The 9811-nt window shown below is 28.9% G+C and carries 9 protein-coding genes; 6 read left to right on the top strand and 3 right to left on the bottom strand.

Features of this window, described 5'->3' with window-relative positions:
- Window positions 1-127: 127 nt before the first annotated feature.
- Both KIB46_RS15500 and rocF read right to left on the bottom strand, forming a co-directional pair.
- The gene (locus KIB46_RS15500) at window positions 128-739 is read right to left on the bottom strand and encodes a 3'-5' exonuclease (protein WP_156560949.1); all 612 of its coding nucleotides are present in this window, start codon (window positions 737-739) and stop codon (window positions 128-130) included.
- 63 nt (window positions 740-802) lie between these two features.
- Window positions 803-1699 (bottom strand): arginase, encoded by an 897-nt coding sequence (rocF, locus tag KIB46_RS15495; protein ID WP_291673051.1) that lies wholly within the window; start codon window positions 1697-1699, stop codon window positions 803-805.
- A gap of 312 nt (window positions 1700-2011) precedes the next feature.
- Here rocF and KIB46_RS15490 point away from each other — a divergent pair, with 312 nt between their 5' ends.
- Together KIB46_RS15490 and asnA are read left to right on the top strand one after the other, a co-directional pair.
- On the top strand, window positions 2012-2962 hold the full coding sequence (locus tag KIB46_RS15490; RefSeq protein ID WP_156560951.1) for an L-lactate dehydrogenase: 951 nt from the start codon (window positions 2012-2014) through the stop codon (window positions 2960-2962).
- Between the two features lie 138 nt (window positions 2963-3100).
- On the top strand, window positions 3101-4114 hold the full coding sequence (gene asnA, locus KIB46_RS15485; protein ID WP_291673049.1) for an aspartate--ammonia ligase: 1014 nt from the start codon (window positions 3101-3103) through the stop codon (window positions 4112-4114).
- A 54-nt stretch (window positions 4115-4168) separates the two neighbouring features.
- On the opposite strand, the gene KIB46_RS15480 is transcribed toward asnA, so the two are convergent.
- Window positions 4169-5134: a biotin--[acetyl-CoA-carboxylase] ligase gene (locus tag KIB46_RS15480; RefSeq protein WP_291673047.1), complete on the bottom strand. Its 966-nt coding sequence runs from the start codon at window positions 5132-5134 to the stop codon at window positions 4169-4171.
- Window positions 5135-5303: 169 nt separating this feature from the next.
- Here KIB46_RS15480 and KIB46_RS15475 point away from each other — a divergent pair, with 169 nt between their 5' ends.
- The 4 genes from KIB46_RS15475 (at window position 5304) to trmB (ending at window position 9712) form a co-directional block, all read left to right on the top strand.
- The gene (locus KIB46_RS15475) at window positions 5304-6767 is read left to right on the top strand and encodes an LCP family protein (RefSeq protein ID WP_291673045.1); all 1464 of its coding nucleotides are present in this window, start codon (window positions 5304-5306) and stop codon (window positions 6765-6767) included.
- A 143-nt stretch (window positions 6768-6910) separates the two neighbouring features.
- Window positions 6911-7933, top strand: a complete 1023-nt coding sequence (locus KIB46_RS15470; RefSeq protein ID WP_156560955.1) for a phosphodiester glycosidase family protein — start codon at window positions 6911-6913, stop codon at window positions 7931-7933.
- A 17-nt stretch (window positions 7934-7950) separates the two neighbouring features.
- Window positions 7951-8988 (top strand): dipeptidyl-peptidase IV, encoded by a 1038-nt coding sequence (locus tag KIB46_RS15465; protein WP_156560956.1) that lies wholly within the window; start codon window positions 7951-7953, stop codon window positions 8986-8988.
- Between the two features lie 82 nt (window positions 8989-9070).
- Complete coding sequence (trmB, locus tag KIB46_RS15460) at window positions 9071-9712, top strand: tRNA (guanosine(46)-N7)-methyltransferase TrmB (RefSeq protein WP_291673041.1); 642 nt, start codon at window positions 9071-9073, stop codon at window positions 9710-9712.
- Window positions 9713-9811 lie beyond the last annotated feature (99 nt).

Raw genomic sequence — 9811 nt, 5'->3', positions numbered from 1 at the left:
CAATCTATTATCTATATTTCTTCTTGTCATCATAAAATATCACCTGTGATATTTTATCAAAAAAACGAAAGGGTGTCGACTTTGTCGACACCCTGAGAGAAATTGTAAAACAATTTCTCTACCTAAATTAATTTGATAATTTTTTTGAAAAATACCCTCTAGGAATATATCCCTTCTTTAAACCTTCTATAATTAACAAGTAAGTTGCTGCAGTATCAAATCTAGCATCATGATAATCACCACTACCTTGGAATAGCTCATCAGCCTTACTTGATATTTGGTCTTTTGTAATTCCTAAAAAATTAATTACTTCTTCAAGTTTTGGATTTTTATAATCTCCACTTGGTCTAAGAATTTTACATATATCTTTATAGTATTGCATTGTACAGAACATATTTTTAGGTTCATAGTCAATTCCCATAGCTTCAAGCTCTAATTTTAAGAATCTAACGTCAAAATTAACATTATGACCTATAACAAAATCAGCTTCACTAAAATCATTAATAAATTCTTCTATTAAATCTTCAATATATTGACCATTAGATAAATCATAAAGTTTTTCTAAGGAAAACCCATGAACAGCTTCAGCAGCTGGATCCATTTCGTCAACAGTAAAGAAGTAGTTTTTCCCTATTGTTTGTTGTGGTTTTGTTGAAGCATCTATTGTGATATAGCTTAATTGACAAATGTGTCCTGGTTTGATGCTTGTTGTTTCAGTATCGAAAATTAATAACTTCATATTAGTTCCTCCTGTTGAAGCGATTATAATAAAATTATTATATCATAATTAAAACTTTAGGAACTATAAATTGTTACTAATTTCTTCTAAAAGACTTAAACAGTTATTTAAAGTAACATCACCTTTATCTAAGCTAGGATTAAATTCTACAAAGTCAATAGATTTAATAAGGTTAGTATTTAGTAAGTCCTTTATAATCTTTTTTCCACCTTCCATAGTTAATCCATCTATTACAGGTGTGCCTGTGCCAGGAATAAAAGTAGGATCTATTGAGTCTATATCAAAACTTAAGTGAACATTATTTATGTTTGATGAATTTAACATAGATATTAGTTCTTCTAAGCATTTTTCTAATCCTTTTTCTTTTATATCGTTCATAGTCCAAACATTTAAATGCTTATTTTCAATTAATTCAACTTCACCTTTATCTAAATCTCTTGCACCAACTATATAAACATTTTTTGGATTAACTTTACAACCATTGTAATAAATATTTGTTAAAGAATCATATCCAATGCCCATAGAAGCAGCTAAAGGCATACCATGAATATTACCGGAATGTGATGTTTCTGGTGTATTTATATCTCCATGAGCATCTACCCAAATTACAGCTAGGTCTTGTCCGAAATGTTTACCACAACCAGCTAAGCTTCCCATACCAAGAGCATGGTCTCCACCAATTATTAAAGGTAATGCACCATTATTAAAAGAGTTATTAACTTTATCAGCTAACTCATTATTTATATTAATTATTTCATTTAAATACTTCATTTTGTTATTAAATTTATATTTATCTTCAGAGGATACTTTATTTACTTTTACGTTTCCTAAGTCACATACCTCATGCTTTTTAGTAAATACATCAATTAAACCATTTTTTCTTAGAACATCAGGTCCCTTTTCTACGCCAGATTTATCACAACCATAGAACATAGGAACTCCTATAATATTTATCTTCATTTGATTCCTCCAAGTATGCTAACAAATTTTTAAAATAGCTACAGGTACTATATTAATATTTTAAAAGTTTAATGTAAATAATATTTTAAAAATTTCATATTATTATTATAGTTTATGACAATTAGAAATTTAAATTCAAAATTATTATGTGTAAAATGCTTAAAAAAAGTAAAAAAAAGCAAAAGTTAAAAGAAAATATTTCCTAAAATTAATTGATAATAATTATTAAGAGAGATATAATATTTGTAACGGGAATAAAATATTATCTATATAGTAAAACTAAGTAATAGAACTAATATAGGAGGGTTGAAAATGATTAGAGAAGGAAAAAGAAAAATATCTATAATAGGAGCAGGTTTTGTAGGTGCAACAACAGCTTACGCATTAATGAATAGTGGAATAGCAACGGAAATTTGTATATATGATATTAATATGGAAAAGGCAATAGGTGAAGTAATGGACTTAGTTCATGGAACTTCATTTGTAAAACCTGTTAATATATATGCAGGTGGAATTAGTGAAACAAAGGATTCAGATATTATTATAATAACAGCTGGAGCTGGTCAAAAAGATGGAGAAACAAGGCTAGATCTTATTGATAAGAACTATAAGATTTTTGAAAGTTTTGTGCCAGAGTTGGCTAAACTAAGTCCAGAATCAATACTATTAGTTGTATCTAATCCTGTAGATATTTTAACTTATATCACATATAAACTATCAGGATTCCCTAAAGAAAGAGTCATTGGATCAGGTACTGTCCTTGATACTTCTAGATTAAAGTATGTTTTAGGCAAATATTTTGAAGTTAATAATAATAATGTGCATGGTTATGTTATAGGTGAGCATGGTGATAGTGAAGTTGTTACTTGGAGTAGTGCAAGAATAGGTGTTGAAGACTTAGATAATTATTCTAAGGTTGTTAATTTAGAGTGGGATAATGAAATTAAAAAGGTTATAGAAGATGATGTTAAAAATGCAGCTTATGAAATTATAAGTAGGAAGAAAGCAACTTATTTTGCTATAGGTCTTGCTGTAAATAGAATAGTGGAAGCAATATTTAGAGATGAAAATTCAGTTTTAACTGTATCTAGTTTGTTTGAAGGACAATATGGTATTAGTGAGATATATCTTGCAATTCCATCTATAGTTAATAGAAATGGTATAAAGCAGGTTATAGAAATATCTTTAAATAAGGAAGAGGAAGAAAAGTTAAAGAAGTCAGCAGATATATTAAAGAAGCATTTAAATGAATGTATTAAATAAAGGTAAGAAAGAAGCACTTATTAATAGTGTTTCTTTTTTGTAAATCGAGAGATTTACTACTTTTATTTAGACAATATACTTCTATAACTTTAATTAATTTGGTATAATCAATTTTATAAACTTTAAGGGGGCGTAACAATGGATGTAGATGGAATAATAATTCCAAAAGATTATGAAGTAAAAGAAACGCTTATAGAAACAGAAATTCATATAAAAAAAATTAAGGATTTCTTTGAAAGAACTTTATCAGAAAAATTAGACTTAATTAGAGTATCAGCACCGTTATTTGTAGGAGCATCCACTGGATTAAATGATAATTTAAATGGAGTTGAAAGACCTGTTAATTTTGACTTAAAAGCAACAGGAGAACAGGTAGAAATTGTTCATTCTTTAGCTAAATGGAAGAGATTAAGTTTATATAGATATGGTTTTCAACCTGGACATGGATTATACACTGATATGAATGCTATAAGAAGAGATGAAGACTTAGATAACATTCATTCAATTTATGTTGATCAATGGGACTGGGAAAAGATTATCTTAAAGGAAGAAAGAACTGAAGAGAAGCTAAAAGAGATAGTTAGAAGTATATATAGTGTATTTAAAGAAACAGAGGACTTTGTAGCTAATGAATTAAAGTGTATAGAAAAGGAATTACCAAATGAAATATTCATTATAACATCTCAAGAGTTAGAGGATAAATATCCAGATTTATCCCCTAAAGATAGAGAAGATGCAATTTGTAAAGAACATGGAGCTGTGTTCATAATGAAAATAGGAGATGTATTAGCATCTGGAGAAAAACATGATGGAAGAGCTCCAGACTATGATGATTGGAAATTAAATGGAGATATTCTTTTCTGGTATCCGATTTTAGATAGAGCTGTAGAACTATCTTCTATGGGAATAAGAGTAGATAAGGAAGCTTTAGAATATCAATTAAGAAAGACAGGCTGTGAAGAAAGAAAATCATTAGAGTTTCATAGATTGTTATTAGAAGGAAAACTTCCTTATACAGTAGGGGGAGGAATAGGACAATCAAGAATTTGTATGTACTTCCTAAGAAAAGCCCATATTGGAGAAGTACAAGCTTCTGTTTGGGATGAAAAAAACCATAGGATATGTGAAGAAAATGGAATAAGACTATTATAGAAAAACAAGAGAAATTGCAATGCAATTTCTCTTGTTTTTAGTGTAAGTTACTTATTATTTAAAAGTAATTTCTCCACTTAAAATATTTTTCTTATTTCCATTTTTATCCACAACAATTAATTCGCCATTATCATCTAATCCAATGCAGTTAACCTTTTCTTTACCTCTTGAAGTAACAAGAAAAGCTTGTTTATTTAGTATAAGAGAATGTGTTTTACTAATTTCAGCAACCTCTGAATATATATTTTTTTCTATAAAATCAATATATAAATATTCGAAGTTATTTAAAAATAAAGCAAGAAGTTTATTTCTATCATAGCTAATATTAGTCTCTATTTTTAAAGATGTTGCAGTATCTTTTAGTTCCTCTGGAATATCATTTGAATTGATATTAACATTAATTCCAACGCCAACTATGATATAGTTTATTCTATCCATGTCACATTTCATTTCTGTTAATATTCCACAGAGCTTTTTGTTGTTTAAATATATATCATTAGGCCATTTTATTTTTGCATCTATTCCATAGCTATTTAATGTTTTGATTAAAGCTGCTGAAGCTATTTGTGTAATTTTGTGAGCATTTGTAGGCTCAATATTAGGTCTTAATATAATTGACAGCCATAACCCACCTTTAGGCGATGACCAGTATCGTCCTAATCTACCTTTTCCGTCACTCTGTTCTTCAGCAATTATTATTGTTCCATCTTTTATATCAATGCTATTTCCAAGTAGCTTTGCTTTATAATTAGTTGATGAGAGTAATTTAAAGTATTCTATATTTTGTCCAATATATCTAGTAGTTAAATATTTATTTATATCACTTTTTAATATTAAGTCAGGAGAATTAACTAATTTATAACCTTTATTAGATACGCCTACAATTTCGTATCCATCCTCTTTTAGAACTTTTATATGCTTCCAAACAGAGGCTCTAGTTATTCCCAAGCCTTTGCTGATTTCTTCTCCTGATACATAGCTATCACTTTCTTTTAGAAGTTTTATTATCTCTTCTTTCATAAAAAAATCTCCCACCATAGATTATTAACTTAACATATTGCATATTATAACATAGAAAATAATAAAAAGATTATGTAGGCTATAAAATCTTAACTATTTCGTAATTATTTATTGTATTTTGTTTGTAATAATATTATTATGAAGAGAAGTGGGAAAAGGAGTGAGTAAGGTGAAGCCAGAGAAAGATAAAAAGAAAATGTCAAAGAAGACTAAAATCCTAATAATAATATCCATTATTCTAGCTTTATTAGTTGGATCCGTTGTATTTGGATATTTTTATGTTAGAAGTAAGATATACAGTAATTCAGATATATCAGATATAACAACAGAAGATTCATTTGAAGAGGTACCAGGAATAACTAATATTCTATTAATAGGTACAGATGCTAGAGATCTTAATGAGAGGGCAAGATCAGATTCTATTATAATTGCAACAATAGACAATAATACTAAGAAATTAAAGTTATCATCAATAATGAGAGATACTTTTGTAGATATACCAGGATATGGTGAACAAAAAATTAATGCTGCTTTAGCATTAGGTGGACCAGAATTATTAATGAAAACCATAAAAGAGAATTTTGACTTTACATTAGATAAATATGTAATGGTTAACTTCTGGGGATTTGAAGATATAATAGATGGTATTGGTGGAATAGAAGTTGATGTGAAAGACTATGAAATTCCAGAAATTAATAAATTTATTGGAGAAGTTAGAGATGTAAAATCACCACCTCTAACTACACCAGGATTACAACATTTAGATGGACAGCAGGCATTAGCATATGCAAGAATAAGAAAAGTTGGTAATGGAAGTTATGAAAGAACAGAACGTCAAAGAAGAGTTCTTGATATTGTAGCTGAAAAAATGATGGATGTAAGCGTAGTTAAATATCCAGGACTTTTATACGATTTGTTACCATCAGTTAAGACTAATATAGAACCATTAACCTTATTAAATTATGCATATACAGTTTCTAAGTTTGGAGAGCTTAAATTTGAGCAATTGCAAATTCCTGCTACTGAACTATCTCAAGGTGGTTTATATAGAAATAAAGGATGGGTTTTATTAACAGATAAAGAGCAGAACGGAAAAATATTAAATGATTTTATCTATAATGATAAACCATATTCTAGTGAAGATATAGATAAGGAGCATTTTAATAGTGTAATGGCAAATTACAATGCTTTAAATGATGAGTATAAGCAACAACATGGAGAGCCTACTCATATTGAAGAAAATGATGATGAGTTAGATAAAATTGAACAGGAAAAACCGTCAAATAAGCCAACTGATTCTGATAAGGAGCCTGAAGCACCAAAGTTAGTGGAAGTTCCTAAAAACTTAGTTGGAAAAGATCTTGGTGAAGTGAAGAATATTTTGGTGAATTTAGGGCTTAATTATAATGTTAGTAAATCAAGTTTTATTACAACAGAAGATAAAAATTTAGATGGTAAAGTTGGATATGTTTCAAATTCAGGATCTTCTATAAAAGTAGGAAGTACTATTGAGATAAAGTTGTATAAATATGAGAAGCCAGTTGAACCTCCAGCTACAACTCCTGGTCCAGAACTAGGGGAGCCTGAGCCACCAGTAGGACCTGATGGAAGTGGTGATGGGTCTGAAACTTAAATGTAATATTATAAGCAAAAAGATGAGATGATTTATATCTCATCTTTTTTGCATATTATTACAAAATTATTACGTGTATTGAAGTATTCTGCAAAAAAAGATATAATTTTATAGATAAAAATAGATATAGTATAGGTGGTAAGATGGGGAAAAAAAAGATAAAGAGATCCGAAAAGAATAAGAAAATGAGTTGGAAAGTAATATTAGCCTTTTTTGTTTTTATGATAGTATTTACAGGAATAACAGCTCCATTTATGATTTTATATGGACCGTTTGAAGATGCAAAAAGAACATTTGTTGGAACAGCAATGTCTTCAATGCATTATCAGTGGTTAGCAACAACGTTTTTATCTCAAGATCAAATTGATGAGATTTTAGGTAAAAGTCAGGAAGTTGTAACAAATGAAAATCAAGATTTTAGCCTTATAGAAATTTCAAAGGTAAAGGATGACAGTATAGAGGTAGCTACTCTAACTGACAACAGTAAATTTACAGGTCATGTATTAATAGTAAAAGATCCTACTAGGGTTAAGGTTGGAGTTACATCAAAATTGTTTAAAGAAGGTGAAACTACATCACAAATAGCTCAAAATTATGATGCTGTAGCAGCTATTAATGGAGGAGCTTTTACAGATGAAGAAGGAAGCCAATTGTGGACATCCAATGGAGGTATACCTGTTGGTTTACTAATTTCTGATGGAAAGATATTAAATGATGATGCTCCAGGTGGGCGTTATGATGTAGCTGCTATGACAAAGGATGGAAGGCTTTTAGTGGGAGGATATACATTAAAACAATTAGAAGAGCAGAATGTAGTGGATGCCCTTACATTTACACCAGAGGGAGCAAGTCCAGTATTAGTTATAAATGGGAAAATGACTAAGATATCAGGAGATGGTGGATTAGGAACTGCTCCAAGAACATTAATTGGACAAAGAAGAGATGGTGCTATAGTGCTAGTAGTTTTAGATTCAAAGGTTCCTGGAGGAAGAGTAGCAGCAACATTAAAAGAGAGTCAAGAAATTATGTACAAGTTAGACTGTGTTACGGCAACAATGCTTGATGGTGGTAAATCTGCAACTATGTATTATGATGGTGAGGTAATTAATAATCCTTCTAATAGTTTAGGCGAAAGACCAATAGCATCTGCATTTATAGTTAAATAAGTGGTGAGGTAATAGATATGAAAAACTTTAAACGTGTTATAATATGGGCTTTATTATCATTATCTTTACAAGCTGGAGGGTTATATTTTTTAGAGAGGATGTATTTTAAGCATTCTTCAGATTTTAAAGTTGAGAAAGTAGAAGCTAAGCCAGTAGAAGCTAATGTTACCCTTCCTAACAATATAGAAGATGTAAAAGTTTCATACTCAGGAAGATATATTTCTTATTTTAATAATGATAAATTATATGCTATAAACACTAAAAATGGTGAAGAGAATGAAATAATAATAGAAGATTCTAATGAAATACTATATGCGGATTGGATAGAGAATGTAAATAGAATTATATTAGTTGTAAGAGATATAAACGATAGAGTACAACTTTATACATATGATATAAGTTCAAAAACTGAACATAAAATAAAAGAATTAGGAAAGTATTCTAATAGCATGAAGATTAATGGATTAGAAGTATCAAGTAAAACTGGTGTTAAATATATTGCATTAACATGGGGAAGTAGTAGGCCAACAATTTATAGAATTGATATTAATGAAACACTTACAAAGGTATCTCATAATATAAAAGATTTAGGTGAGATTGCTGCTTTTCAAAATAAAGATATACTAATCTGTGAAGATGAGTCAAGAAATAGCTTTTATAGTTATACAAATGGGAAAAGTAAAAAGTTAAGTCTAAATATTTCCGGGAAAATAGATGTGTTAGGAACAGATAGTAATGATAATATTTATTTCGGTGAATATGAAGGAGATAAAATATATAGGATAGTATATGGTTCTTTAGAAACTAAGGAAGGTGAATGGCAGTCATTAGCCCTTGATGAAAGTAAAAACAAAGAGGATATTCATATAACTGGAAATGGAGAAATCCTTATTAATGATAATTTAAAAGGGATGGTTTTAAATAAAACTACTGGAGAAACTATTTCATATAAAGGAAAGTTTGTTAGTATGAATGATAAGATTATATATAGTAATAAAGAAGGTTATATTTATATTAAAAATATAAAAGATGTTGATAATGCAACAGAGGTTTAAATAAGTATAATTGTATATTCATTAATATATATGGTATAATACAACTCGCTAACGAAAAACATTCCTAGGAGGATTTTTACATATGAGGCTAAGAAAAAAGTGGTGGGCTAGACCTGAATTAGAAGAGAGTAATATATTCATAAGCAAACCAGCTGATTTAAAAGGAAAATGGAGAGAAGAGTTTGGAAATAACAATCCTATTCATTTAGAGCTTGGATGTGGTAGAGGAGGATTCTTAACAGAAAACTGCAAAAGATATCCTAACATTAATCATATAGCTGTAGATTTAAAAGATGAAGTATTAGTATATGCATTAAGAAAGGTTAAGGAAGTTGAACCTGAATTAACTAATGCTAGAATAGTAGCTTTAAATATAAGCTTTATAGCGGATTTATTTGATAAAGATGAAATAGATAAAATATATATAAATTTCTGTAATCCATGGCCAAAGGATAGACATAATAAGAGAAGGTTAACTCATATAAAGTTTTTGAATGAGTATAAGAAGTTTTTAAAGCCAGGATCACAAATATGGTTTAAAACTGATGATACAGACTTATTCAATGATTCACAAGAGTATTTCAAGGAATGTGGATTTAATATAGACTTCTTAACTTATGATCTACATAATTCGGATTTTAAGAATAATATAATGACAGAGTATGAAACAAAGTTTACTTCATTAGGTATGAAGACTATGTGTTTAACTGCAACATTAAAGTAGAAAAAAGGGGCTGTATCAGATTAAGGTTTTTTACCTTAGGCTGATACAGCCTTATTTTTATAATTTTAAATTTTATTCATAACTTTATATGTATTTATT

Source organism: Clostridium sp., from assembly GCF_018372875.1.
GTDB lineage: Bacteria > Bacillota > Clostridia > Clostridiales > Clostridiaceae > Clostridium.
The sequence above is the reverse complement of the archived record's forward strand: the minus strand, read 5'-3'. Positions and strand labels throughout refer to the sequence as shown.